This window comes from Anaeromyxobacter sp., from assembly GCA_016718565.1.
GTDB lineage: Bacteria > Myxococcota > Myxococcia > Myxococcales > Anaeromyxobacteraceae > JADKCZ01.
Genome location: JADKCZ010000018.1, coordinates 654,757 through 680,993, shown reverse-complemented (window position 1 = coordinate 680,993; position 26,237 = coordinate 654,757). Strand labels below are relative to the sequence as shown.

Annotated in this window: 23 protein-coding genes; 18 read left to right on the top strand and 5 right to left on the bottom strand. The window is 74.6% G+C overall.

Annotated elements, in window-relative coordinates; genetic code table 11:
* Window positions 1-10: 10 nt before the first annotated feature.
* Window positions 11-1,168 (bottom strand): efflux RND transporter periplasmic adaptor subunit, encoded by a 1,158-nt coding sequence (locus IPO09_22015; protein ID MBK9519948.1) that lies wholly within the window; start codon window positions 1,166-1,168, stop codon window positions 11-13.
* A gap of 67 nt (window positions 1,169-1,235) precedes the next feature.
* Here IPO09_22015 and IPO09_22010 point away from each other — a divergent pair, with 67 nt between their 5' ends.
* From IPO09_22010 to IPO09_21995, 4 genes are all read left to right on the top strand, one after another.
* Window positions 1,236-1,859, top strand: a complete 624-nt coding sequence (locus IPO09_22010; GenBank protein MBK9519947.1) for a TetR/AcrR family transcriptional regulator — start codon at window positions 1,236-1,238, stop codon at window positions 1,857-1,859.
* 180 nt (window positions 1,860-2,039) lie between these two features.
* Window positions 2,040-3,101, top strand: coding sequence for a hypothetical protein (locus IPO09_22005; GenBank protein MBK9519946.1), 1,062 nt, complete (start codon window positions 2,040-2,042; stop codon window positions 3,099-3,101).
* A gap of 97 nt (window positions 3,102-3,198) precedes the next feature.
* The gene (locus IPO09_22000; GenBank protein ID MBK9519945.1) at window positions 3,199-3,405 is read left to right on the top strand and encodes a hypothetical protein; all 207 of its coding nucleotides are present in this window, start codon (window positions 3,199-3,201) and stop codon (window positions 3,403-3,405) included.
* A 122-nt stretch (window positions 3,406-3,527) separates the two neighbouring features.
* Window positions 3,528-4,433: a lipid A biosynthesis acyltransferase gene (locus IPO09_21995; GenBank protein MBK9519944.1), complete on the top strand. Its 906-nt coding sequence runs from the start codon at window positions 3,528-3,530 to the stop codon at window positions 4,431-4,433.
* Between the two features lie 94 nt (window positions 4,434-4,527).
* Here IPO09_21995 and IPO09_21990 read toward each other — a convergent pair whose 3' ends face one another.
* The gene (locus tag IPO09_21990; GenBank protein ID MBK9519943.1) at window positions 4,528-5,370 is read right to left on the bottom strand and encodes a 4Fe-4S binding protein; all 843 of its coding nucleotides are present in this window, start codon (window positions 5,368-5,370) and stop codon (window positions 4,528-4,530) included.
* A gap of 97 nt (window positions 5,371-5,467) precedes the next feature.
* Window positions 5,468-6,373: a flap endonuclease gene (locus IPO09_21985; protein MBK9519942.1), complete on the bottom strand. Its 906-nt coding sequence runs from the start codon at window positions 6,371-6,373 to the stop codon at window positions 5,468-5,470.
* Between the two features lie 201 nt (window positions 6,374-6,574).
* Between IPO09_21985 and IPO09_21980 the strand changes: the two genes are divergently transcribed.
* From IPO09_21980 to IPO09_21920, 13 genes are all read left to right on the top strand, one after another.
* Window positions 6,575-9,385, top strand: a complete 2,811-nt coding sequence (locus IPO09_21980) for a DEAD/DEAH box helicase (protein ID MBK9519941.1) — start codon at window positions 6,575-6,577, stop codon at window positions 9,383-9,385.
* A 144-nt stretch (window positions 9,386-9,529) separates the two neighbouring features.
* Window positions 9,530-10,186, top strand: coding sequence for a metalloregulator ArsR/SmtB family transcription factor (locus tag IPO09_21975; protein MBK9519940.1), 657 nt, complete (start codon window positions 9,530-9,532; stop codon window positions 10,184-10,186).
* Window positions 10,187-10,239: 53 nt separating this feature from the next.
* Entirely contained in the window at window positions 10,240-11,190 is a 951-nt protein-coding gene (locus IPO09_21970) for a sulfurtransferase (GenBank protein MBK9519939.1), read from the top strand.
* Window positions 11,191-11,254: 64 nt separating this feature from the next.
* Complete coding sequence (locus tag IPO09_21965; protein MBK9519938.1) at window positions 11,255-14,134, top strand: molybdopterin-dependent oxidoreductase; 2,880 nt, start codon at window positions 11,255-11,257, stop codon at window positions 14,132-14,134.
* Between the two features lie 9 nt (window positions 14,135-14,143).
* Complete coding sequence (locus IPO09_21960; GenBank protein MBK9519937.1) at window positions 14,144-15,193, top strand: respiratory nitrate reductase subunit beta; 1,050 nt, start codon at window positions 14,144-14,146, stop codon at window positions 15,191-15,193.
* Window positions 15,194-15,195: 2 nt separating this feature from the next.
* Window positions 15,196-16,449 carry a c-type cytochrome gene (locus IPO09_21955; protein MBK9519936.1) on the top strand — a complete coding sequence of 418 codons (1,254 nt, stop codon included), beginning with the start codon at window positions 15,196-15,198 and terminating at the stop codon, window positions 16,447-16,449.
* Window positions 16,446-16,868 (top strand): hypothetical protein, encoded by a 423-nt coding sequence (locus IPO09_21950; protein ID MBK9519935.1) that lies wholly within the window; start codon window positions 16,446-16,448, stop codon window positions 16,866-16,868. Before IPO09_21955 ends, IPO09_21950 begins: the two co-directional genes overlap by 4 nt.
* Before the next feature lie 49 nt (window positions 16,869-16,917).
* A complete protein-coding gene (locus IPO09_21945) occupies window positions 16,918-17,757 on the top strand; it encodes an Mrp/NBP35 family ATP-binding protein (GenBank protein ID MBK9519934.1) in 840 nt (279 codons plus the stop codon).
* A 173-nt stretch (window positions 17,758-17,930) separates the two neighbouring features.
* Window positions 17,931-18,743 carry an SCO family protein gene (locus IPO09_21940; GenBank protein MBK9519933.1) on the top strand — a complete coding sequence of 271 codons (813 nt, stop codon included), beginning with the start codon at window positions 17,931-17,933 and terminating at the stop codon, window positions 18,741-18,743.
* Entirely contained in the window at window positions 18,740-19,792 is a 1,053-nt protein-coding gene (locus tag IPO09_21935; protein ID MBK9519932.1) for a cytochrome c oxidase subunit II, read from the top strand. Before IPO09_21940 ends, IPO09_21935 begins: the two co-directional genes overlap by 4 nt.
* A complete protein-coding gene (gene ctaD, locus IPO09_21930; protein MBK9519931.1) occupies window positions 19,789-21,444 on the top strand; it encodes a cytochrome c oxidase subunit I in 1,656 nt (551 codons plus the stop codon). The genes IPO09_21935 and ctaD overlap by 4 nt, the downstream gene beginning before the upstream one ends.
* Complete coding sequence (locus tag IPO09_21925) at window positions 21,445-22,143, top strand: cytochrome c oxidase subunit 3 family protein (GenBank protein ID MBK9519930.1); 699 nt, start codon at window positions 21,445-21,447, stop codon at window positions 22,141-22,143.
* A 10-nt stretch (window positions 22,144-22,153) separates the two neighbouring features.
* Window positions 22,154-22,528 (top strand): cytochrome C oxidase subunit IV family protein, encoded by a 375-nt coding sequence (locus IPO09_21920; protein MBK9519929.1) that lies wholly within the window; start codon window positions 22,154-22,156, stop codon window positions 22,526-22,528.
* 48 nt (window positions 22,529-22,576) lie between these two features.
* Here the strand turns inward: IPO09_21920 and IPO09_21915 are convergent, their stop codons facing one another.
* Window positions 22,577-22,933, bottom strand: a complete 357-nt coding sequence (locus tag IPO09_21915) for a DUF1304 domain-containing protein (GenBank protein ID MBK9519928.1) — start codon at window positions 22,931-22,933, stop codon at window positions 22,577-22,579.
* 111 nt (window positions 22,934-23,044) lie between these two features.
* Between IPO09_21915 and IPO09_21910 the strand changes: the two genes are divergently transcribed.
* On the top strand, window positions 23,045-25,045 hold the full coding sequence (locus IPO09_21910; GenBank protein ID MBK9519927.1) for a PAS domain-containing protein: 2,001 nt from the start codon (window positions 23,045-23,047) through the stop codon (window positions 25,043-25,045).
* A 70-nt stretch (window positions 25,046-25,115) separates the two neighbouring features.
* On the opposite strand, the gene IPO09_21905 is transcribed toward IPO09_21910, so the two are convergent.
* Window positions 25,116-26,237, bottom strand: a complete 1,122-nt coding sequence (locus IPO09_21905) for a HAMP domain-containing histidine kinase (GenBank protein MBK9519926.1) — start codon at window positions 26,235-26,237, stop codon at window positions 25,116-25,118.

The following is a 26,237-nucleotide window of genomic DNA, read 5'->3' as shown; positions in this document are numbered from 1 at the left end:
GTGGCGCGGCCTACCTGCCGGCGGCGGCCGGCACCGGGGTCACCAGCGCGCCCGGCCTGACCTTCTGCAGCCCCTCGACGATGACCTGATCGCCCGCCTTGACCCCGGCGGTCACCAGCCAGGCGTCGCCCACGGCGCGGTCGGTGACCAGCTGGCGGCGCTCCACCTTCCCCTCGGTGGTGACCACCAGCGCCGTCGGCAGCCCCTTCTGGTCGCGGGTGACCGCCACCTGCGGCACCAGCAGCGCCTTGGGATCCACCGCCTCCTCCAGCCGCGCGCGCACGAACAGGCCCGGCAGGAGCTCGCCGGTGGGGTTGGGGAAGAGCGCCCGCAGCGTGACGGAGCCGGTGCCCGGGTCCACGGTGACGTCGGCGAACTGCAGCACCCCGGGGTGGGCGTACTCGCGGCCGTCGTCGGTGACCAGCCGGACCGTGGCGCCGCTCCGGCCGGCCCCCTCCAGCGTGCCGGCCGCCAGGTCCCGGCGGAGCTTGAGGACCTCGGTGGCGGACTGCGGCAGGTCGACGTAGACCGGGTCGAGCTGCTGCACGGTGGCCAGCAGCGTGGCCTGCGAGGCCTGCACGTAGGCCCCCTCGGTCACCGCCGAGCGGCCGATGCGGCCGGCCACCGGCGCCGTCACCGAGGTGTACCCCAGGTTGAGCCGGGCCAGCTGCTCGGCGGCGCGCGCCGCCGCCACGTCGGCGTCGGCGGACTTGAGGGCCGCCTGGGCGGTGTCGTTCTCCTGGCGGCTCACCGCGTCGTCCTTCACCAGGTCGCCGAAGCGCTGCGCCACCAGGGAGGCGTTGGCCTGGGTGGCCTCGGCGCGCGCCAGCGCGGCCCGGGCCCCCTCCAGGGCGGCCTGGTACGGGGCGGGGTCGATGAGGAAGAGCCGCTGCCCCTCCTGCACGTCGCTGCCCTCCGTGAAGCGGCGCTTCAGCACGATCCCGCTGACCCGGGCCCGGATCTCGGCCACCCGGAAGGCGGAGGTGCGCCCCGGCAGCTCCCGGGTGAGGGTCACCGAGGTGGGGGCGAGGGTGACCACGCCCACCTCCACCGGGCCGGCCGGCGCGGACCCGGCGACCGGCCCGCCGCAGGCGGCCAGGGTCGAGGCGGCGAGCAGCGCCAGCGTGGCGACGGGAGGGGGGGCGGCGCGGGGTGGGCGGGTGGTCATGTCGGGGTGAGAGCCCTATCGAGCGCTGGGTTGACCGTCAAGACTGAACCGTACAGTCTAGCTGGCCATGGCCCTGCCGGCCCGCCGGACCGAGCTCTCCACCGTGAAGCGCCGCCAGATCCTGGCCGGGGCCCGCCTGGCCTTCGGTGAGCTCGGGTACGAGCGGACCAGCGTGGACCTGGTGGCGACCCGGGCCGGGGTCGGCAAGGCCACGGTCTACAACCACTTCGAGGACAAGCAGGCGCTCTTCCTGGCCTGCTTCTCCGAGGAGGCGGACGCGCTCCGCGAGGCGCTGCGCCGCTCGCTCGGCCAGGCCGGGGGCGACCCCGCGGTGGCCCTCCGCCGGGTCGGGGAGCAGGTGGTGCGGACGCTCATCTCCCCGGCGTTCCTCTCGCTCTACCGCCACACCGTGGCGGAGACCGAGCGCTTCCCGGAGCTGGGCGAGGCCTTCTTCGAGCGCGGCCCGGCGGTGGTGTACCAGGCCATCGCGGCCTGGCTGCGCCGGTGGGAGGCGCTGGGCGCGCTGCGGCTCGCTGACCCCCACGCCGCCGCGGTGCAGTTCGTCGGGCTCTGCCAGGGCACGTTGGTGCTCCGGGCGCGGCTGGGCCTCCGGCCGAGCCCCTCGACGGAGGTGGTCCGGGCCACGGTGCGGGACGCCGTGCGCGCCTTCCTGCGCGCCTATGGCCCCTGAGCGCTGAGGGCCGACGCGCCGCCCACCAGCCCGAGGTGTGGCCGATGGTCGCGGCACTGCCTGCGCCGAGGCGCACGCCCCTTCGACGGGGCCCGCCGTGGCGCCCGGCGCACCGGCGGGTGGGCGTATCGTGACGGTGACGCGCGGCGCCACGCTGCGCGCCCACCGCAGGGGGACCCAATGACCTACCTTCGCAACGCAGCGCTGGCGCTCGCGTGCGCGCTGGCCTTCTCGGCCTGCTCGAGCAGCAGCAAGGGGAGTCTGGCGGACACCGCCGAGTTCTGCCAGGCGCTCTCCACCGCCTGGGCCGACAAGGCGGCCGCCTGCGGCCCGATCGACGGGCCGGCCTACGCCTCGGAGCTGGCCTTCATGCTGGACTGCGGCGCCCTGGAGGCGGCCGAGGCGGCCGGCGGCTTCACCTACGACCGGGCCGCGGCGCAGCCCTGCCTCGACGACTTCCAGGCGCTCGACTGCGCCGTGTTCGATCGCACCGAGGGGCCGCCGGACTCCTGCCAGGACGCCATCGTCCCCAGGGTGGCTCAGGGCGGCGCCTGCACCTCCTGGCTCGACGTGGAGTGCATCGGCGGCTTCTGCGACTTCACCGCCTGCAACCTGCCCGGCACCTGCCAGGACTACCTGGGCCAGGGCGAGGACTGCTCCGCGAGCGGCCGGTGCCAGGATCCCCTGTACTGCAACGGCAGCACCTGCGTGCCCCCCACCCCGCAGGAGGAGGTGGGGCTCGGCGAGTCCTGCGGTACCGGGCCGGTCCGGTGCGGCGGCGGGCTCTTCTGCGACGATGACGCCGCGGTGTGGGTCTGCGCGGCGCGCCGGACCTCCGGCGCCTGCGGGTCCGACGGCGCCTGCGCCGTCGGGCACGACTGCGTCGACGGCACCTGCCAGCCGGAGCGCGTGGTCGGGGCCGCCTGCCTGCAGGGCGCCTATGAGTGCGTCGCGGGGCTCTGGTGCGACACCTCCTCGCGCTGCGCCCGGTGGAGTGGCGTGGGCGGGGCCTGCGGCGCCATGACGAACGGTGAGTACGCCCAGTGCCTGGACGGCTGGTGCGAGTCCACCGGTGGCATGTCCATCCAGCCGGCCATCGCGCTGCCAGGCACCTGCCGCGCCTTCAAGGCGGTGGGCGCCGTCTGCGACGACACCCCTGGCGGGCAGTCCTGGATGCAGTGTGGCCCGGGCGCCACCTGCCTGGAGGGGACCTGCGCGCGCACCTACTGCGGTCGGAGCTGACGGCTTCGGGGGCGCTCCCGGCGCCGGGTCGCCGATTCCGGCGCGGGAGCGAGCCCCGGGAGGGGGTCCGCGTTAGATCATGATGATGCGCCCCTCGGTGACGACGGTCATGGTCGGCAAGCACCTGGTCTCCATCGAGCGGCTCGAGCGGCTTCGCTGGCGGGTCTCGGTGGACGGGAAGCTCTTCGCCACCTTCTGCTCCGAGGGGCGCGCGCGCGCCGGCGGGCGCCACGAGGCCAGGCGCCTCGACTTCGCCGCCAGCGCCGGCGACGAGGGCGGCGCGCGCGGGCCGCATCGCCTGTAGGTGGGTGTGGGCCGTCCCATTCGCCGTGCTAGCCTGACCACCTGTCCATCCCACTCCACAAGCGGCTGCGCCGCGGCCTGCGCTCGCTGCTCCTGCGGGGGCTGATCCGGGCGCTGGCGCTGGTGCCCCTCCGGGCCGGCCTGGCCTTCGCCACGCTGGTGGGGCGGGTCGCCTGGCCGGTGGCCGGGGGGACGCGCCGGCTCATCCTCGAGCACCTCGCCGAGGCCTTCCCGGAGCTGCCGCCCGCCGAGCGCGAGGCCATCGGCCGGGCCTGCCTGGTGCACCTGGCCTGGCTGGCCGCCGAGATCGTCACCGCCCCCAGCTACGTGGCGCGGCTGGAGGGCTACGTCTCCTTCGCCCCGGGCGCCGAGGCGCTGCTCCGCGAGCTGATGGCGGAGGGCAAGGGGCTGGTGATGGTCTCGGGGCACATCGGCCACTGGGAGCTCCTGGCCCAGCGGCTGGCGGCCACCGGGATCCCCTGCGCCTCCATCGCCAAGGCGGGCTCGGACCAGAAGGTGGACGCGCTGCTCGGCCGCTACCGCGCCGCCGCCAACATCGAGATCCTGCTGCGCGACGCGCCGGGCACCGCGCGCGCCATGATCCGCTGCCTCAAGCAGGGCAAGCTGCTCGGGCTGCTCATCGACCAGGACACCCGGGTGCAGGGCGTGTTCGTGCCCTTCTTCGGCCAGCCGGCCTTCACGCCGCGCGCCGCCGGCGACCTGGCCCTGCGCTTCAAGGCGCCGGTGGCCGTGGTCTGGAGCCGCCGCCGCGGTCCGCGCCCGGGGGACGGCCACGAGCTGCGCATCGAGCGGGTCCGGTACGACGAGGCCGCCGCCGACCGCGAGGCGGCCTCGGTGGGCATCACGGCGGACTGCACCGCCATCCTGGAGCGGGCCATCCGGGAGCGGCCGGCCGAGTGGGTCTGGATGCACCGGCGCTGGAAGACCCGGCCCCCGGCGGAGGCCCCGGCCGCGCCGCCGGTGGCGCAGGCGGCCCAGGCCCCTCAGGCCGCCAGCGCCGTGCGCTAGCGGCTCCGGTCGGGCGCCGACTCCGGCGGCCCGCCGAACGGGGTGGAGAGGTCGGGCAGGATGGCGCCCACCACCCGCTGCCGCCGGGCCGCCCTCACCAGCGCCCGGCCACGTCGGGCGCCGCGTCGCGCGGCTCGAGCGCCAGCGCCCCGCGGGCGCAGTGGGCCCGGCAGGTGCCGCAGCCCCAGCAGCCCTGCCGGTCGAGCCGGACCTCGCCCTTCCGCACCCGGGTGAGGGCGCCGAAGGGGCAGGCCGGCACGCACTGGGCGCAGCCGCTGCACCGCTCGGCGTCCAGCCGGACCACGTCCTCGCCCTTCCACATGACCCGCACGCCACCCCGGAGCTGGGTGTTCATGGCCAGGCAGCCGCTCGGCAGGTCGCAGTTGCAGAGCGCGGCCACGAAGGGGGTGTGGAAGGTCCAGGCGGTGTGGGCCAGCCCGGCCTCCTCGCAGCGGCGCAGCAGCGCCAGCGCCCGGGGCTTGTCGAGGGTCTCGAAGCCCTCGGCCTGCGGGCCACCCTGGTAGCCGCGAAAGACCTCGGCCACCACGCCGTCGTGGGGCGTGGCGGTCACCACCAGGCAGCAGGACTCGGCGTTGGAGCCGGGCACCATGGCGCCGCGGCAGACGCAGGGCAGCCGGGTCACGTTGGTGGCCAGGTCGAGGATCTTCTCGCAGTCCTCCAGCGAGACCGGCTGGCCGAAGTGCTCGGCCTGCTGGGTGCGCGAGGCCCGCTCGGCCAGGGCGCCGCGCACCGGCCGGGGCAGCAGCCGGAGCGCGCCCAGGCCCACCTGGATGGAGCGGCGGCTGCGCTCGAAGCCCTGGACGAAGCCCACCATGAAGCCGCGCCGCTTCAGGTCGGACTCCAGGTCGGCGGCGTAGTTCTGGGCGTTCAGGTACCAGCGCTTGCCGTCGCCGTGCTGGACGCAGAAGGTGCACATGGGACGGCGAGCAGACCACGGCGCGCCGGCGGCCCACAATCCCGCCAGGCCCGGGCCCCTTGCCGGGGACCGCGGCGGCGCCAGCTGGCCCGGCTGCTCAGGCCCACGGCAGGCCGGAGGCCTCCACGGCCTGCAGGAGCCGGGCGGCGCCCATGCGTCCGCACCAGGCCGTGAAGGCGGCCCTGGGGACGCCGCCCCAGCGCAGGCCCGCCAGCGGCTCCGCCAGCGGCACCGTGGTGACCAGGGTGGCCAGGCGGCGGAACAGCAGCGCCTCCTCGCGGCGCGTCGCCAGCGTGGCGGCCAGCCTCGCGGCGCCGCGGATCCCGGGCGGCCAGCGGGCCGGGTCGTCCGGGATGGCCTCCAGGTGGCGGAAGGCGCCCAGCAGCGCCGCCGCGGTCTTCTCGCCGAAGCCCGGCAGCCCGGGGAAGCCGTCGGCCTCGTCGCCGGTGAGCGCCAGCAGGTCGGGCACGCTGGCCGGCGCCACGCCGCGCCGCGCCAGCAGCGCCGCCTCGTCGATGACCGCGTCGCGCACCCGGTCCACCTGCACCACCCGCCCGGCCTCCAGGCACTGCCCCAGGTCCTTGTCCGGCGTGAGGATGCGGACCTCGGCCACCTCGCCGCGGAAGCGGGCCGTGGCGCTGGCCAGGGCGTCATCGGCCTCGAAGGCGTCCATGGGCCAGGCCACCAGGCCGAGCGCCCGGGCCGCCGCCTCCGCGTCGTCGAGCTGGGCCAGCAGCGCTGGCGGCATGCCGGCCTCGGTCTTGTAGCCCGGCCACAGGTCGTTGCGGAACGAGCGGATGGGGTGGTCGAAGGCCACCGCCAGGTGCGTCGGCGCCTCGCGCCGGTCGCGCAGCAGGGCCACCAGGCTGGAGGCCAGGCCCACCGTGGCCTTGACGTCCCGGCCATCGGGTGCGGCGTGGCCAGGGCGCCTGGAGAAGTGGGCGCGGAAGAGCTCGAAGGTCCCGTCCACGAGGTGGAGGCGGGGGGCGGGGAGGGGGTCCATGCCCGGGATCCCTAACGGCGGCCCGCCCGGTGTCAGGGCGCCCTGGCAGTATCTGAACACATGAGCAGCCAGCCCCTCCTCTTCGCCCTGGCCCCCGCCGCGTCGCCTCCGGCGCCCGACCGCGCGGTCCGCGCGGTCCGTGCCGTCCCGGCGCCGCCGGCCAGGCCCCCTCGCCCCGAGCCCCACCGCGGAGGTCGCACCGTGCCCAAGGCCACCCCATCGCCCACGCTGGTGCTCCAGCTCACCCCCGCCGCGCTGGCGGAGCTCTTCGCGGAGGGCCCCCTCGCCGAGGGGCGGGAGGCGGTGGCGGCCGGGCGCGTCTCGCGCCCCACCCTGCGCCCCACCCACGCCGACGCGGTGGTGGCCGGCGCCGACCGCCTGCTCCACCACACCCGGCTGGCCTGGTCGAGCCAGGGGCTGGGCACCGCCTGCTCCTGCGGTGAGAGCCGCTGCGCCCACGGCGCGGCGCTCGGCCTGGTGCTGCTCGGCGAGGTCTCGACGGCGCCCGAGGTGGAGGCGGCCGGGCTCGGCGCGCGCGACGCCGAGCTGCGGCGACGCGAGGCGCGCGGCGCCTCCGACCTCTTCGAGGTGCGCCGCCAGCCCGGGCAGCCGGCCGGGCTCACGGGCGGCTGGCTGGTCTCCTCGCCCTCGGCCCGGGCCTACCGGGTCGTGCTCCGGTCGCTCGTCGAGCGCCACAACGGCTGCACCTGCCCGGACTTCGCCACCAACCTGCTCGGCACCTGCAAGCACGTCGAGGCGGTGCTGCACCGGCTGCGCACCGACGCCCCGCGGCGCTGGGCGAGGGCGGTCGAGGAGGGCCCCGCGGCCGGCTACCTCCACCTGGCGTTCACCCCGGAGGCCACGGTCGGGCTCCGGCAGGCGCCGGGCGGCGGCGCGCCGGGGCGGCGGCTGGCCGAGGCCTTCTTCGGGAGAGACGGCACCCTGGCCGCCCCGCTCGAGGTGGCCTGGTCGGCGCTGGAGGCGGCGGCCAGGGAGGCCGGGCTGGAGGTGCCGGACGAGGTGGCGGCGCTGGGGGCGCGGGCCGTGGAGGCCGCCGAGCTGGAGCGGCGCCGGCGCGAGGTGGAGGCCGAGGTGCGCGCCGCCGGCCCGCTGCCGCCCGGGCTGCTGCGCCGGCTCTACCCGTACCAGGTGGAGGGCGTGGCCTTCCTGGCCTCGCGCGGTCGCGCCCTGCTGGCCGACGAGATGGGCCTCGGCAAGACCGCCCAGGCCATCGCCGCGCTGGTCCACCTGGCCCGGCGCGGCGAGGTGCGGCGCACCGTGGTGGTCTGCCCGGCCTCGCTCAAGCACCAGTGGCAGCGCGAGCTGCTGGAGTTCGCCGGGCTGGGGCCGGCCGACGTGGCCGTGGTGGGCGGCGCCCGCGCGGCGCGCCTGGCCACCTACGCGGCGGCCCCGCCGGTGCTGGTGACCAGCTACGAGCTGGTCCGGGCCGACGCCCGTGAGCTCTCGGCCCTGGCGCCGGACCTGCTGGTGCTCGACGAGGCCCAGCGCATCAAGAACTGGCGCACCCGCACCGCCGCGGTGGTGAAGGGCCTCACCAGCCGCTTCGCCTTCGTGCTCACCGGCACGCCGCTGGAGAACCGGCTCGACGACCTCTACAGCCTGATGCAGGTGGTGGATCCCCACCGCTTCGGGCCGCTCTGGCGCTTCAACGAGGAGTTCACCCGGCTGGACGAGGCCGGCCGGCCGGTCGGGTACCGCGGGCTGGACCGGCTGCGGGAGCGGCTGGCGCCGGTGGCCCTGCGCCGCCGCAAGGAGGAGGTGCTCACCGACCTGCCGGCGCGGCTGGTGTCCCGCCGGGTGGTGCCCATGGGCGCGGCGCAGGTGGCGTTGCACGCCGAGGCCGACGAGTCCGCGGCCCGGCTGCTGGCGGCCGCGCGCCAGCGCCCGCTCACGCCGTCGGAGGAGCAGCGGCTGCTGCGGGCCTTCCAGCGGATGCGCCTGGCGAGCGACGCGGCCGGGCTGGTGGACGGGGTGACCGAGGGGGCACCCAAGCTGGAGGAGCTGGAGCGGCTGCTGGAGGAGCTGTGCCTGGCCGGTGGCCGCAAGGTGGTGGTCTTCTCGGAGTGGGAGCGGATGCAGGCCATGGCGGCCGAGGTGTGCCAGCGGCTGGGCGTGGGCCACGTGCGGCTGCACGGCGGCGTGCCGGCGGCGGCGCGCGGGGCGCTGGTGGACCGCTTCCGCGAGGACCCGGCCTGCCAGGTCTTCCTCTCCACCGACGCGGGGGGCGTCGGGCTCAACCTGCAGGCGGCCAGCCACGTGGTGAACCTCGACCTGCCCTGGACGCCCGCGGTGCTGGCCCAGCGCATCGCCCGGGTGCACCGGCTCGGGCAGCGCGAGCCCGTCAACGTGGTGCTGCTGGTGTCGGAGGGGAGCTTCGAGGAGCGGCTGGAGGCCAGCCTGACCGGCAAGCGGGCGCTCTTCGAGGCCGCGGTGGGAGACGACACCGAGACCTCCGACCTGGAGCTCGCCACGCTGGCGCGCCGCCTGGCCACCACGCTGGGCGGGGAGTTCGCCGCCGCCACCGGCCGTCCGGACGGCGCCGCGCCGGCGCTCCGGGTGGTGCCGCCGGTCCGCCGCCCGCCGCCCGCCGCCCTCGGCCCGCTGGCCGCCCTGGCCGCGCGGAAGCGGGCGGCGGCGGTGGCGCTGGCCCGCGCCGGCCAGGCCGCCGAGGCCCTGCCGCTCTTCCACGCGGCCATGGCGCTGGCCTGCCGCGCGCGCGACCCGCGCGGCGACCCGGGGGCCGATCCCGCCGCCCTGCTCGCGGCCCTCCACGGACACCTGGTGCCGGCCGGCCTGGTGACCGAGGCCGAGGCGGCCGCCCTGGCGCGCGCCGGCGAGGCCGCCCGCGCCTTCGGCGCCTCCACGCTCGAGCCGCCGGCGGCGCTGGTGGCGGCCATCACCGCCGACGCCGCGGCGCTGGTGGAGCGGGCCGCGCAGGCGCCCGTCGTGGCTGGCGCCGGCGCGGCGGGCCAGCAGGCAGCGCACGGGTGAAGGGGGGCAAGGAGACGGACGGCCTCGGAGGCAGGGTCCGGCAGGTCGGGAGCCCGCGGGAGCCCGCACTACCACCCGAAAGCGGCAGCCCTTGCGGGAACTTGAAGGTCTGGCCGGGATTTACGACATTCAATAATTCAATTGATTGATGTCAGCTCACCGCCCGCCCGCCACGCCGCCCGGGCTCACTACGGCGAGATCGCCCGGCTCGGCCGGGCGCTCGGGAGCCCCGTCCGACTCCAGCTGCTCGACCTCCTGCGCCAGGCGCCGCGCAGCGTGGAGGACCTGGCGGAGACCGCGGGCGTGAGCCTGGCCAACGCCTCGCGCCACCTGCAGCAGCTGCGGGCGGCCCGCCTGGTGACCTCGGACCGCGACGGTCGGCGCAGCCGCTACCGGCTCACCGACGCGGGGGTCTCGCAGGCCTTTGGCCTGATGCGCGGGCTGGCCGAGGCGCTGCTGCCGGAGATGGATCGCCTGCGGCGTGAGCTCGGCGTGCTCGACCCCGCCGAGCGCGATGAGGTGCTCGACGAGATCCAGGCGGGGCGGTGCACGCTGCTCGACGTGCGCCCGACCGCAGAGTACGAAGCCGGCCACCTGCCGGGGGCGAGATCGGTGCCCCTGGCGGAGCTGCCGTCCCGGCTGGCGGAGCTCCCACGCGACCGCGCGGTGGTGACCTATTGCCGCGGACCCTACTGCCCGCTGGCGGTGGACGCCGTCCGGGTTCTGAGATCTGCTGGCTACCGGGCCCGGCACCTCGACCTGGGCGTGCCGGACCTCCGGCCCGCTCCCTCGCTCCCGTGACCCCACACCATCGCCGCTCCCGCCCCGCTGGAACCCGCCCCGAGAGGACTCCGATGAGAACCGCCGCCGCCCTCGCCCTCACCTTGCTCCCGCTGCTCCACGCCGCCCCGGCCCTGGCCGCCGGCGAGTTCATCTCCCACGAGGAGGCCAAGGCCCTGGTGGGCAACCCCGGGGTCCGCTTCGTCTGGGCCGACTCGGAGAAGGACTTCAGCAAGGCCCACCTGCCGGGCTCGGTGGACGCCTACGCCCACGGGCTCCACTACCTGGACGACGTGAAGGCCTGCCAGGGCCTGCCCATGTGCGAGGACCACGCCGCCGCCTACATCGGCGGGGAGCTGGGCATCGACGCCGCCACCGAGGTGGTGGTCTACGACCTGGGCGCCGGCGCCAACGCCTCGGGCACCTGGTTCTTCCTCAAGCTCTACGGGGTGAAGAAGGTCCGCATCCTGGAGGGCGGCCTGGCCACCTGGGTGGCCCACGGCGGCCCGGTGGAGGCCGGCCAGCCCGCCAAGGTGCCGGCCAAGGCCTTCACCCCGGTGGTGGATCGCTCCATGATCGCCACGGTGGACGAGGTGAAGAAGGCCACCGGCGACGCGGCCCACTACCTCATCCTGGACGCCCGCCACACCCTCGACGAGTTCAGCGGCAAGGCGCTCCAGACCGCCCACGCCAACGAGGACGAGGAGATCACCGTGAAGCGGGGCGGCGCCATCCCCGGCGCGGTCTTCTCGCCCTGGAGCAAGTACGCCGGGAACAAGGACGGACAGGCCGACAAGCCCACCCTGAAGGACGCGGCGGAGCTGCAGAAGCAGCTCGAGAAGCTCAAGAAGAACGGCTACGACCCGTCCAAGACGGTCATCAGCTACTGCCACGTCGGGCTGGGGCGCGGCTCGTTCCAGTACCTGGCCCTCAAGCAGGCCGGCCACGCCAACGTGAAGGTCTACGTCGGCTCCTGGGACGAGTGGGGCAACGACCCGACGCTCCCGCTGGCCGCCCAGCCCTGACCGCCGCGCCAGCCTGACCTCGCCGCACCACACCGCCGCACCGAGCGCAGAGGGGGAGTCGGCCATGACCGTGAGCCGCAGGAACCTGCTGAAGGGCTTCGCCGCGCTGGGGATCTCCGGCCTGGCCAGCGAGACCGCGGCCGCCCCGGCGGCCCAGCCGGCCGCGCCGCCGGTCCCGCCCCCGGCGCCGACCCCCGGGGCCTCCACCGAGGCCGCCTGGCGCGAGGAGTTCGCCCGCACCTACGGCGACGCCGAGCAGCACGGCTACGCCTACCACTGCGTCAACTGCCAGGGGAACTGCGCCTGGGAGGTCTGGACCGACGCCGGCGGGCGCATCACCCGCGAGAACCAGTCGGCCAGCTACCCGCCGGTGGCGGCCGACGTCCCGGACGCCAACCCGCGCGGCTGCAACAAGGGGGCGCAGCACTCGCAGCTGGTCTACCAGGCCGACCGGCTCATGTACCCGATGCGCCGGGCCGGCGCGCGGGGCGAGGGCAAGTGGAAGCGCATCTCCTGGGACGAGGCCATCACCGAGGTGGCCACCCGGCTCTACCAGACCATGCTGGAGAAGGGCCCGGCCGGGAACTACGTGCACATGGGCTCGGGCATGCTCTCCGAGGCGCGCGCCGCCTCGGTGAAGCGGCTCGGGACGCTGCTCGGGGCGGTCCGCCCGTACATCGCCAGCTACGTGGGAGACAACTTCCCGGGCGTCTCGGCCGTCTACGGCGAGGGCAACCTGGGCTGCACCTACGACTTCCTCTACGGCGCCGACGTGGCGGTCTTCTGGGGCTGCAACCCCAACACCTCCCGCATCCCCGACGCCCACTACCTGTGGGAGGCCAAGTACCGCGGGGCCAAGATCGTGGTGGTGACCCCGGAGTTCAACGCCTCGGCCATCCACGCCGACCTGTGGGTGCCGGTCAAGCCGGGCGGCGACGGCCACCTGGCCCTGGCGGTGATGCACCGGCTGCTGCAGCGCAAGCTCTACCCGGAGCGCTTCCTCAAGCAGTTCACCGACCTGACGCTGCTGGTGCGCACCGACACCCGCCAGCTGGTCCGGCTGCACGACGTGGACCTCTCCGACCCGCGCTTCGACCAGGCCTCGGTGGAGCGCTTCGCGGCCGACCACGAGAAGCACCACGAGGTCTTCCTGGCCTGGGACCTGAAGCAGCGCAAGGCCACCGCGCTGCCCGGCTGCGAGGGGTCCACCGTGGAGACCCTGCGGCTCGAGGACATCTCCTGGAACCTCGACCCGGCGCTCTCCGGCCGCTACCGGCTCAAGCTCAAGGGGCACGGCGAGGTGGAGGTGGCGCCGGCCTTCTCGCTCTTCGCCAAGGAGCTCGGCGCCTACGCCGCGGCCAAGGTCCAGCCCATCACCGGGGTGCACCCGGCGGTGGTGGACCAGCTGGCCACCCTGCTGGGCTCGAGCAAGGTGGCGGTGCTCACCCTGGGCTTCGCGGTGGGCAAGCACTTCAACGGCATGCTGTCGCAGCGGGCCATCTCCGCGCTGGCCGCCTTCCTGGGCAAGCTGGGCCCCGCCGGCGGGCTCAACACCGAGAACGAGTGGTCCATCACCGGCCTGGAGGCGCTCTCCGGCTTCGCCGGCCGGTACCAGCACCGCTTCGCCTCCGGCTTCGTCTCCGAGTGGATGCTGGGCGACGGCGCCGCGGACCCGTCCTTCGACGACGCCGACTACCGGCGCGCCACCGGCACCAGCCGCGCCGCCCACCAGGCCTCCGTGAAGGCGGCGCTCGACGCCTCCGAGGGCGACGGCCCGGCCAAGGCCCGGCAGGGCAAGCCCTGGTGGAAGGAGACCGAGACCTTCCTGCTCTTCGCCGACGCCCGCTTCCGCCGCAACAAGGGGCGCTACAAGCAGGCCTTCCTGGAGAAGGCCGCCTTCATCGCCTACGGCGACACGCGCATGAGCGACTTCGCCACCTTCGCGGACGTGCTGCTGCCCTGCACCTCCGCCTACGAGGCCTGGGACCTGCGCACCAACCCCGGCTACCACCGCTTCGCCAACGTGTGCGCCCCGCCGGCCAACCTGAAGCCGGTGGGCGAGGCCAGGTCGGAGTGGGAGATCTCGACCCTCATCGCCGAGAAGCTGCAGGCCCTGGCGGTGGCGCGGCACCAGGCCACCGGCGACCAGCGGTCCATCCGCATCCCCGACCCGACCCATGCGCAGGAGGGCGTCCGCCCGCTCGACAAGCTGGTGGAGGAGTTCACCCTGGGCGGCAAGCTGCGCACCGACCGCGACGCGGTGGAGTTCGCCCTGGAGCACGTCGACCAGTTCAAGCCCAGCACCCCCCAGTCGATGGTGGCCCGCGGCGGGTTCCTGGTGCTCAACGACCTGGCCGGCAAGACCTCGCCGCTCTACCCGGACCGGCCCTACAGCTCCTTCGAGAACAACCTCTACCTGAGCCAGCGGTTCGAGACCGTCTCCGGCCGGCTCACCTTCTACGTGGACGACCCGGCCTGGATCGCCGCCGGCGCCAGCCTGCCGGCCGCCACCCTGCCCATCCACCCCAGGCGCTTCCCGCTGCTGCTGATGACGCCCCACGCCCGCTGGTCGATCCACTCGACCTACAAGGTGTCGCCCACGCTGCTCAGGCTGCAGCGCGGTGAGCCCTGCGCCATGCTCAACCCCGCCACCGCCAAGGCCAAGGGCATCGCCGACGGGGACCGGATGCGCATGTGGAACGACCTGGGCCAGGCGGAGCTGCTGGCCAAGCTGTCGGCCGGGGTGCCGCCCGGCGCGGTGGTGCTGGAGCACGGCTGGGAGCCGTTCCAGTACCGCGGCAAGCAGGGGCACAACGCCCTGGTGGGCGACGCCATCAACCTGCTGGAGCTCTCCGACGGCTGGGGTCACCTCAAGTTCGGCGCCAGCTGGGACGGCAACCAGCACGCCTACGACGCCACGGTCGACGTGGCCAAGGTCGGGTAAGGGGACGCCATGACGACCCGCCAGCTCGCGATGGTGATGGACCTCAACAAGTGCATCGGCTGCCAGACCTGCACGGTGGCCTGCAAGACGCAGTGGACCAACCGGGACGGCCGCCAGTACATGTACTGGAACAACGTGGAGACCCGCCCGGGCGGCGGCTACCCGCGCGGCTGGGAGGGCATGGGCGGCGGCTTCGACGCGGCCGGCGCCCTGCAGGAGGGCACCGTGCCCTCGCTCTCCGGCGGCTACGGCACCCCCTGGGACTTCAACCTCGACGAGCTGGCCGAGGGGGCCGAGCTGAGGGTCCAGGGCGAGCCACACAACGGGCCGAACTGGGACGAGGACGTCGGCGCCGGGACCTTCCCCAACAGCTGGCACTTCTACCTGCCGCGCATTTGCAACCACTGCGCCAACCCGGGCTGCCTGGCGGCCTGCCCGCGCGGCGCCATCTTCAAGCGCGACCAGGACGGCGTGGTGCTGGTGGACCAGGACAAGTGCGAGGGGCTGCGCTACTGCATCGCCGGCTGCCCGTACAAGAAGGTCTACTTCAACACGGCGCGCTTCAAGTCGGAGAAGTGCATCCTCTGCTTCCCGCGCGTCGAGAAGGGGCTGCCGCCGGCCTGCGCCCAGCAGTGCGTCGGCCGCCTGCGCTTCGTGGGCTACCTCGACGACCAGGCCGGCCAGGTGCACCAGCTGGTGCACCGCTGGAAGGTGGCGCTGCCGCTCCACCCGGAGCTGGGCACCCAGCCCAACGTCTTCTACGTGCCACCGCTGCCCGGCCCGCCGAAGTTCGACGCCTTCGGCAAGCCCATCCCGGGCAGCCAGCGGATCCCGCTGGCCTCGCTGGTCGAGCTCTTCGGGCCAGAGGTCAAGAAGGCCCTGGCCACGCTGGAGCAGGAGAAGCAGCGGCGCGCGGCCGGGCAGCCCTCGGAGCTGATGGACCTGCTCATCGCCTTCCGCCAGGCCGAGATGTTCCGGCTGGGCGCGCCGGTGGACCCGGGGCTGGTGCCGCTGGGACGCCGCGGCGTGAAGTCGGCCGGTCCGGCGAGGGGGACGTGACCATGCGCCACCACGTCCGAGTCACCGCCCTGCGCCGCCTGGTCCGGGCCGCGCTGCTCGCCACCGCGCTGCTCGCCGGCGCGGCCGAGGCCGCCCCGGCGGCCACCCCCACGCCCGCCGCCGGAGGCGCCGCCAGCCCCGCCACGGCGGCCATCCCCGAGGCGCTGGAGGTGCAGCGCCTGCCGACCCTCCCGGCCGATCCCGCGGCGGCCGCCTGGGCCGCCCTGCCCGCCCTCACCGTGCCGGCTGCGCCCCAGCGCTCCATCCGGCTGCACGACCGGGCCGCCAACGCCGCGCTGGCCTCGGGCGGGCCGCGGAGCCTCTCGGTGCGCGCCGCCACCGACGGCGTCGCCCTGGCGGTGCTGGTGGAGTGGGCCGACGCCACCGAGGACCTGGCCCCGCCGGACGCCACCGACCGCTACGGCGACGGCGCCGCGCTGCAGCTGCCGCTCCGCTTCGGCCCCGGCCAGCGCCTGCCCTACGTCGGCATGGGCGACGAGGGCCAGCCGGTGGCCGTGCTGCTGGCCCGCGCCACCGCCGCCGGGGCGCAGGCCCGGGCCACCACCGGCGCCGGCTTCGGCACGCTGGCCCGCACCGACCTGGGGCCGCTCACCGTGGCGCTGCGCTACGACCGGCAGCGCCAGGCCTGGCGGGCCCTCTTCGTGCGACCGCTGGCCGCGGCCGGCCTCGACCTGCGCCAGGGGCTGGTGCCCTTCGCCCTGGCCACCTGGGACGGCTCCCGGCAGGAGCGCGGCGGCAACAAGGCGCTCACCGGCTGGCGCTTCCTCCGGCTGCCGGGCCAGCCGCTCGACGCTGGCTACGCCGCCGAGCAGGCCTTCGGCCGCGGCCCCGGCGACCTGGGCGACGCAGTCCGCGGCAGGGGCCTCTTCGAGGAGAGCTGCACCGCCTGCCACGCGGCGGCCGGCCACCAGGGGGCGGCGCCGGGCCTGGCGCCGGACCTGAGCGCCATCGGGGTGATCGCCACGCCCGGGTACCTGCGCGCCTCGCTGCTCCGGCCGAGCGAGGTCATCGTGCCCAACCCCAACCCGCGCCAGCACCAGGACCGGACCGCGGCCCGCGACGCCCGCGGCGCCTGGCCGGACGACGAGGCCTTCACCTGGTTCGCCCGCGAGGCCGACGGGCGCACGGTCTCCACCATGCCCGACTACGCCGCCTTGCCGCCCCAGGACCTGGCCGACCTGCTGGCCTACCTCGTCACCATGGGCGGTGCCCCGCCCGCCCGGAGGACGCCGTGACCACCCGCTCCCGTCTCACCGCCACCGCGCTGCTGCTGGCCGCCGCCCTGCTGGCCCCGGGCGCCGCCCGGCCAGCCGACGTCGGCGAGGAGATCGACGTGACCGCCGGCGTGGTCACCGGGCTCAGCTGCGCCCTGCAGGTGCGCCAGTCCGGCGAGCTCAAGCGGCTCAACGCCTGCCCGCCCGCCGAGGTGAAGAAGGCGCTGGTGGTCTTCGACGTGGCCGAGAAGGCCATCTACCGGATCGCCGAGAAGAAGGTGCACCGCTACCAGCTGGAGGGCGCCTTCGGCGGCGGCAGCATCGACTTCACCGGCAAGGCCGTGGCGGTGGACGCCCGGCAGGACATCGCCACGGTGGAGGTGGACGAGTTCTCGGTGGCCAAGAAGAAGAAGGCCGGCGCCTTCAAGGGCTGCCTGTGACGCGGCGCCCGGGCCGGCGCCGCCCGTGAGCCAGGACGGCCTGGTGCGCCTGGGGGCGCCCCCCGATCTCACCTTCGGGCACACGGCCCGCCCCAACCACCGGGCCCCCTTCGCCCGCCACGTCCTGCTCTTCACCAGCGGGAAGGGTGGGGTGGGCAAGTCCACGGTGGCGGTCAACGTGGCCAGCGCCCTGGCCCAGCGCGGCCTGAGGGTGGGCGTGCTGGACGCCGACGTGCACGGCCCCAGCGTGCCGCGGCTGCTGCAGCTGGCCGGCGAGCGGGTCCGCTGGAACGACCAGGGCCAGATGGTGCCGGCCGAGAACTTCGGCCTCCGGGTCATGAGCGTGGGGCTCACCACGCCCGAGGCCGACACGCCGCTGGCCTGGCGCTCGGCGGTGGCCATCTCGGCGCTGGTGCAGCTCCTCGACGACGTGGCCTGGGGCCCCCTCGACGTGCTGGTGGTGGACCTGCCGCCCGGCACCGGCGACGTCCAGCTGACGCTGGCGCAGGAGCTCCACGTGGGCGCCGCGGTGGTGGTGACCACCCCGCAGGTGGTGGCCACCGACGACGTGCGGCGAGCGCTCAGGCTGCTGCTCGAGGTGGGGGTGCCGGTGGCGGGGGTGCTGGAGAACATGAGCTGGTTCACCGCGCCGGACACCGGCGTGCGCCACCACCCCTTCGGCCAGGGGGGTGGGAAGGCCCTGGCGCTGCAGTACGGCGTCCCCTTCCTGGGCGAGCTGCCCCTGGACCCCGCCATCGGGGCCTCCGCCGACGCCGGCACGCCCATCGCCGCGGTGGGGGACGAGGCGCAGCGCGGCCTGTTCACCGCCCTGGCCGGACGGCTCTGGGAGTTCCTGGAAGCCGGCGCTGCCCCGGTCTCGGGCGGGTGAGTCCCGGTCGACCCGGACGCGTGGTCCAGGTCGGCGACACGGGCGCGCCGTCGTAGACACCCACCGTCACAGTCGAAAAACGCTTCCTTGCACATCTCCCTTGACGTTCGGGCCCGGGTTGGCGACATTCCGCCGCGCCCTTGACCACGGTCAATTCACTCACCGGCACTGCCCTGCTCGCGCTGGCCCTGCTGGCGGCGCCGGCCGGGCCGGCGCACGCCCAGACCACCGATCAGCTCCGCCGCGAGCTGGCCGAGGTGGGCGTGCAGGAGCAGCTCGGCGCGGTGGTCCCCCGCGGCGCCACCTTCCTCGACTCGGAGGGGCGCCCGCTCACGCTGGCCTCGCTGGGGGAGCGCCCGCTGCTGCTCTCCTTCAACTACACCAGCTGCCCGCGCCTCTGCGGCCTGCAGCTGGCGGGCCTGGCCCGCGCGCTGAAGGAGCAGGGCTGGACCGGCGAGGGCTTCTCCGTCGCCACCGTCAGCATCGACCCCCGGGAGCAGCTGCCCCAGCTGGCCCGCTACAAGCAGTCGGTGGTGCGCGAGGCCGGGGGCGCCCCCGGGGTGGCCGCCGGCTGGCGCTTCCTCACCGGGGCGCAGGCCGACGTGGACGCGCTGGCCGCGGCCGTCGGCTTCAGGTACCGCTACGATCCCGGGAGCGGCGAGTTCGCCCACCAGGCCACCCTGGTGGTGCTCACCGGCGACGGGCGCGTCAGCGGCTACCTGCACGGCATCCGCTACCCGCCGGCCGCGCTGCGCGAGGCGCTGGGCCGCGCCGAGGGCAACCGCGTGGCCACCGCCGCCGAGCAGCGGGGCGTGGGCGGCTTCCTGCTCACCTGCATGGGCTTCGACCCGGCCGACCCGACCCCGCTGGCGCTCAAGGTGATGCGCGCCGGCGGCGGCGTGGCGCTGGCCTTCCTCCTCTCCTTCCTGGGCCTCCACGCCTACCGTGGCACCCAGCGCCGTCGCCTCCAGGGCCGGACACCATGAGCCAGCTCCACCTCCCGCTGCAGCACCTCCTCCTCGGGCAGACCAGCTACCTGCCGGAGCGCGCCTCCAGCGTGGCCGAGGGGGCGGATCACATCTTCCTGTCGCTCTTCTGGATCAGCGCCGTCTCGCTGGCGCTGATCATCGGGGTCACCATCGTCTTCGTGGTGCGCTACCGGCGCCGGCCGGGGCGCATGGACCCGGAGGCCTCCCCGGACCACTCCACCCGGCTGGAGATCATCTGGTCGGTCATCCCGCTGCTGCTGGTGATGGCGGTGTTCGTGGCCTCCACCCAGGTCTACCAGGCCATGGTCAACGCGCCGCCGGGCGCCGACGTGCAGCAGGTGCGGGTCAGCGCCAAGAAGTGGTCCTGGCAGTTCGATCACCCGGGCGGCAAGAAGGACAAGGACGTCCACCTGGTGCTGGGGCAGCCCACCGAGCTGCTCATGATCTCCACCGACGTGATCCACTCGCTCTACGTGCCGCAGTGGCGGCTCAAGCAGGACGTGGTGCCGGGCCGCTACACCCGCCTGCTGGTCACCCCCACCAAGGCCGGCTCCTTCCCCATCGTCTGCACCGAGTACTGCGGCACCAACCACTCGCAGATGAACGCGGTGGCGGTGGTCCACGCCGACCAGGCCGAGTACCAGGCCTGGGCGGCGGAGGGGCGCGGCGCCGACCTCTCGCTGGTGGAGGTCGGCCGGAAGGCCTTCGACGACCAGGGCTGCAGCGCCTGCCACGCGGTGGAGAAGCCGGAGGGCCAGGACGACGGCATCGGCCCGTCCCTCTTCGGCCGGTGGGGCGGCACCGAGCAGCTGGTGGGCGGCGGCACGGCGAAGTTCGACGAGAACTACGTGCGCGAGTCGATCGTGAAGCCCGGGGCCAAGGTGGTGAAGGGCTACGACGACGTCATGCCGGCCTCGGCGCTCGAGGAGCGCGAGCTGCTCGGCCTGATCGCCTACCTCCAGACCCTGGTGCCGGGGCGCGGGCAGGACGACGGCGAGCAGGGCGAGCGGCACGAGCAGGGCGAGCGCAAGGAGAAGGCGCAATGAGCGGCGCGGCACACGCGGGCGACAGCTACCTGACCCACGGGCGCGGCCTGCGCTCCTGGCTGCTCACGGTGGACCACAAGCGCATCGGGGTCATGTACCTGGGCGTGATCGTGGGGACCCTCATCCTGGGCGGGGTCTTCGCCCTGGCGCTCCGGCTCCACCTCTGGAACGCCGGCGGCGGCCTGGTCTCCAACGACACCTACAACCGGCTCTTCACCCTGCACGGCGCGGTGATGGTCTTCCTCTTCGTCATCCCCGGCATCCCCTCGGCGCTGGGGAACTTCGTGCTGCCGCTGCAGGTGGGGGCCAAGGACGTGGCCTTCCCGCGCGTCAACCTGCTCAGCTTCTACCTATACCTGGCCGGGGCGGTGCTCTTCCTGGTCACGCTGGTGGTGGGCGGGCTCGACACCGGCTGGACCCTCTACCCGCCCTACAGCCTGGAGGGGGCCCGCGGCCTGGGCATCCTCATCGCCCTGGTGGGCGTCTTCCTGGCCGGCTTCAGCTCCATCCTCACCGGCGTCAACTTCATCGCCACCATCCACAAGCTGCGGGCGCCGGGCATGGGCTGGTTCGACCTGCCGCTCTTCCTGTGGGCGCTCTACGCCACCGCCATCATCCAGATCCTGGCCACCCCGGTGCTGGGCATCACGGCGGCGCTGGGCTTCATGGAGCGCCTCTTCCACCTCGGCCTGTTCATGCCCGAGTACGGCGGCGACCCGGTGCTCTTCCAGCACTTCTTCTGGTTCTACTCGCACCCGGCCGTCTACATCATGATCCTGCCGGCCATGGGGATCGTCAGCGAGGTGGTCTCGGTCTTCAGCCGCAAGCCCATCTTCGGCTACCGCTTCATCGCCATGAGCTCGCTGGCCATCGCGGTCATCGGCTTCCTGGTGTGGGGCCACCACATGTTCGTGTCCGGCCAGTCCCAGTGGGCCAACCTGGTCTTCAGCTTCCTGACCCTGCTGGTGGCCATCCCCTCGGCCATCAAGACCTTCAACTGGCTGGCCACCATGTACAAGGGCGCCATCATCCTCAAGACGCCCATGGTCTACGTCCTGACCTTCTTCGCCATCTTCGGGGTGGGCGGCCTGACCGGCCTGTTCCTCGGGATCCTGGCCACCGACATCCCGCTGCACGACACCTACTTCGTGGTGGCCCACTTCCACTTCGTCATGGTGGGCGCGGTCATGATCGCGTTCCTGGCCGGGGTCCACTACTGGTGGCCCAAGATGACCGGGCGCCTCTACGACGAGCGGCTCGGCGTCACCTCGGCGGTGCTGGTCTTCCTGGGCTTCAACCTGACCTTCATCCCGCAGTTCATCGTGGGGATCGCCGGCATGCCGCGCCGCTACGCCACCTACGCGGTCGAGTTCCAGGGGCAGAACCGCCTCTCCACGGTGGGCGCCTTCGTGCTCACCGCCGGCCTGGTGCTGGCGCTGTGGGGGCTGCTGGCCTCGCTCGGGAAGGCCGGGGCCAGGGCCCCGAGGAACCCGTGGGGCGCCGCCTCGCTGGAGTGGCAGGCGGAGTCGCCGCCGTCGCACCACAACTTCGAGGTCCCGCCCGACGGGGTCTCGCCCTACGACTACACCACCCTGAAGGAGCTGCCCGGCGACCAGGGCTGGGTGGTGGTCGGCAAGCGGGAGGTGGCCTAGATGAGCGCGCCGACCCAGCGGGCGGCCGCCGCGGCCTCCCCCTTCCTGCAGGTCCACTTCCGCTCCATGAGGGAGCAGCTCGACACGGCCAAGCTCGGCCTGTGGCTCTTCCTGGCCAGCGAGCTGCTCTTCTTCGGCGGCCTCTTCGTGGCCTACTCGGTCTTCCGGGCCAACCACCCGGACACCTTCCTCTACGCCCACCACTTCCTCGACTGGCGCATGGGCGCGCTCAACACCAGCGTGCTCATCGCCAGCAGCCTGACCGCCGCCTGGTCGGTGCGCAGCGCCCAGCTGGGCCGGCAGGCCGAGCTCCGGCTCCTGCTGCTGGCCACCCTGGTGCTCTCCAGCATGTTCCTGGTGGTGAAGTACTTCGAGTACAGCCACAAGCTGCACAACGGGGTCTTCTGGGGCGCCGCGTACCAGCCCAGCCAGGAGATGCTGGCGGCCCTGCCGGCGGCGCTGCGGGCGGCCCCGCCGCCCACCAACCTGGGCACCTTCTTCAGCATCTACTTCCTCATGACCGGCCTGCACGGCATCCACGTGCTCATCGGCATGGGGCTCTACCTCTGGCTCATCCGGCGCGCCGGGCGGGGCGACTTCGGCCCGGGCTACTACGTGCCGGTGGACGCGGTGGCCCTGTACTGGCACCTGGTCGACATGATCTGGATCTTCCTCTTCCCGCTCTTCTACCTGATGTGACGAGGCGCCCATGACCGACCACGCCACGCCCGGCGCCCCCGCCCACGACGACCACCAGGCGCCCCACGCGCTCCCGCCCGCCGTGCTGCTCGGCACCGGGGCCGCGCTCATCGCCCTGACGGTGGTCACCGTGGTCAGCTCGCGGCTCGACCTCGGCCCCTTCAACATCGTGCTGGCCCTGGGCATCGCCTCCCTCAAGGCCGCGCTGGTGGCCATGTTCTTCATGCACCTGAAGTACGAGCACCGCTTCCAGGCGGTGGTCTTCGTCGGGGCGCTGGTGTTCGTGGTGCTCTTCGTGGGCTTCGTGGTCTTCGACACCACGCAGTACCAGCCGGACCTGAGGGCCGCCCTGCAGGCCCTGCAGGCGCAGGCCGCCGCCCAGTAGGCCGGCGGCGGGCGCCCCGCCGGGCCGCGCCGGGGGCTGACGGGCCGGTCAGGAGGCGGCCCACAGCGCCGCCAGGGCGGCGAGCGCCGGCGCCGTCTGCACCAGCAGGATGGCCCGGCTGACGGTGGCGGCCCCGTAGAGCCCGGCCACCGCCACGCAGGCCAGGAAGAAGGTGGCCCGCGCCGCCAGCTCCGGCCCGGAGGCCAGCGACCAGAGCAGCCCGGCGGCCAGGAAGCCGTTGTAGAGCCCCTGGTTGCCGGCCAGGGTGGCGGTGGCCTCGGCCTGCTCGGCGCTCATGCGGAAGACCCGCCGGGCCCGGGTGCGCCACAGGAACATCTCCAGCACCAGCACGTACACGTGGATGATCGCCACCAGGGCGATGAGGGCGAGGGCGAGGGGGCGCATCTCCGCTGCCTCATGGCGGGGAGGCCGCCGCGCCCGTGCCGTTTGGGGTGAGGCGCAGGGTCCGACGTCCGCGGCTGGGCTACACTGCCGCCTGGCCGGAAAGGGGCACCGTTGATCGGCGAAGCCGCACTCCAGGAACTCGCGCTGTTCCTGCGCCAGCTCGGCGGCGGGCCGGGCGCCGATCCGGCCAACGCGGTGCCGCGCTACGTCATCCCGGCCGTCTTCTGGGTGGCGCTGGCCCTGGCCGCCAACCGGCAGTACCGGCGCCGGGGCGACGCCCGCGACCTGCTCATGGGCGTGGCCGCCGCGGCCGGCCTCTTCCGCGAGGCCTTCCTGCTCACGGTGGAGTACGGCAGCCACCGGGGCCTCTTCGAGTTCTCCCGGGTGGTCATCTTCTACCCGCCGGTGGAGCACGCCCTCGAGCTGGCCACCCTGGTGGTGGCCGGGTACGCCTTCCTGGCGGCCTTCCGCGGCCGCAGCCGGCTGCTGAGCGGCCTGCTGTGGGCCGGGCTGGCCTGCGCCGCCGCGCTCTACCTGGCCACCTCCATCTCCTGGGCGGTCTTCGTGGACATGGCGGAGCACCTGCCCGGCGCCAGCCGCCTGGAGTTCGCCCAGCACTGGGGCGACCTGGCCTTCCGGTCGGCCGGCGTGGGGATCCTCTCCGGCGTGGTGCTTGGCCTGCTCACCGTGCGGGGGGCGGGCCTGGCGCCGCGCATCGCCGCCCTGGCCTTCGGCGGCTTCCTGCTCGACTACGCCCTCATGCTGGTCAACATCGGCACCGGGCTGCGCCACGGCTGGCTGCTGGCGCCGGTGCGCCACACCCTGCACATGTGGGCGGTGCCCACCCTGCTGGGGGTCTACTGGCTCGAGCTGGGCGAGGCGGTGCGGCGTGGCGAGGAGCGGCTGGCGCTGGTGCTGGAGGGCTCGTCCGACGGCTTCTGGGACTGGGATCTGGTCACCCGCGGCCTGGTGGTGGGCGAGCGGGGCGCCGCCCTGCTGGGCCGCCAGGGCGGTGCCCTGACCTCCCACGTGCGCGCCTGGCGCGAGCTGGTCCACGCCGAGGACCTGCCGCCCCTGGAGGCGCTGGTGGGCCGGGTCTTCGCCGGGCAGGAGGCGCTCATCCACCGCGAGGTGCGGATGCGCCACGCCGACGGCACCTGGCGCTGGATCGAGGTGCGCGGCAAGGTGGTGGTGCGGCTGGCCGACGGTCGCCCGTCGCGGGCCGCCGGCACCATCCGCGACGTGACGGCGGCCCGCGGTGCCGCCGAGGAGCGGCGCGAGCTGGAGGTGCGCATCCAGCAGGCGCAGAAGCTCAAGAGCCTGGGGCTGCTGGCCGGCGGGGTGGCCCACGACTTCAACAACCTGCTCACCGTGGTGCGCGGCAACCTCGACGAGGCGCTGCGTGCCCTGCCGGACGGCGAGCCGCGCGAGCAGGTGGGCCAGGCGCGCGCCGGGTCCCAGCGGGCGGTGGAGCTGACCGCCCAGCTGCTGGCCTACGCCGGCCGGGGCGAGACCCCGGTGCAGCCGCTGCACCTCTCACGCCTGGCGGCCGAGATGGCCATGCTGGTCCGCAGCTCGCTGCCGCGCCGCTGCCGGCTGGTCTTCGACCTCCCGGAGGACCTCCCCTGGGTCGAGGCCAACGCCACCCAGCTGCGCCAGGTGGTCATGAACCTGCTCCTCAACGCGGCCCAGGCCATGGGCGAGCGCGAGGGCGCCATCACCCTCCGGACCAGCCTGGGCGAGTTCGACCACCAGGCCCTGGCACGCTCGCCGGTGGGGGAGGGGCTGCCGGAGGGGCGCTACCTGGCGCTGGAGGTCTGCGACGAGGGCGCCGGCATGACGGCCGAGACCCGGGCCCGCATCTTCGACCCCTTCTTCACCACCAAGGCCGACGGGCGGGGGCTGGGGCTCTCGGTGGTGCTGGGGGTGTTGCAGGCGCACCGCGGCGCGCTGACGGTGGACAGCGAGCCGGGGGTGGGCACCACCTTCCGCATGCTCCTGCCGGCCAGGCCGGACCTCGGGCTGGAGGTCCCGCCGCCGGGCGGCGCCGACGGGCCCGCGCCGCCCGGGGAGCCCGGCGAGCCGAGGCTTCGGCTGGTCGAGTCGAAGTGAGCCGGGTGGAGGCGTCGCGCCAGGTGCGCCGGCGCCAGCCGGACCGGCGCACCCCAGGGCGGCGCCCTGGTCAGCCGGCGACGGCCGGGGCGGGCAGGCGCACCGTGAAGGTGGCCCCTCGGGACAGAGCGCTGGCCACCTCGATGGTGCCCCGGTGCCCCTCCACGATCATGCGGGTGATGGCCAGCCCCAGCCCGGTGCTGCGCTCGCCGGCCGTCTTCCGCCCGGCGGCGCTGGTGAAGGGGGCGAAGAGGTCCTGCTGGACCTCCGGCGGGATGCCGGTCCCCTGGTCCCGCACCCGCAGCCACTGGCCGGCCGCATCCGCGCCGGTCTCCACCTCCACGGCGCCCCCGGCGTAGGAGTGCTGCACGGCGTTGGTGGCCAGGTTGACGACCACCTGGGTCAGCCGCTCGGCGTCGAGCGGCAGGAGCGGCAGCCCCGGGGCGTGGGTCACCCGCAGCGCCACCCGCTTGCGGCGCGCCGCCAGGTCCACCAGCCGCAGCGCGTGGTCGGTCACCTCGGCGAGCCGGGCCGGCGCCAGCGCCAGCCGGAGCTGTCCCGCCTCGATGAGGGCCACGTCGAGGAAGTCGTCCACCAGCCGGCGCATCAGCCGGGCCGAGTTCTGGATGATGGACAGGTGGTCCCGCTGCTCCGGGCCCAGGGCGGGGCCGAGATCCTCCGCCAGGAACCCGGCGAAGGTGGAGACGCCCAGGATGGGCGAGCGCAGGTCGTGGGCCGCCATGCCCAGGAACTGGTCCTTGAGGCGCCCCAGCCGCGCCAGCTGCGCGTTGGCCTGCTGCAGCTCGCGGGCCTGGCTGGTCAGGTCGGCGTTGAGCGCCAGGGTGGCGGCCTGCAGGCGGGCCGCGCCGCGCGCCTCGCCGCCGCCCAGGACCACCGCTCCCCAGGAGAGGGCCGTGAAGGTGCAGCGCTGGGAGAACGGCGGCCCCTCCCGCCCCAGGAAGGAGACCAGCCGGCCCGACGACGGGCCGCGCACCAGGTCGGCGACGCACAGCTCCCGCTCGAAGGTCACCAGCAGGTCGCCGAAGCGGATCCCGTGCAGCGCGTCGCCCAGCAGCCCGCGGGTGTGCCGGTTGGAGTCGACGATCCGATCCGAGGGGTCGAGCCGCAGGTAGAGGATCGGGGCGTCGCCGCGCACCTGCTCCGCCAGCACCTGCTCGAGCGAAGGCGCCAC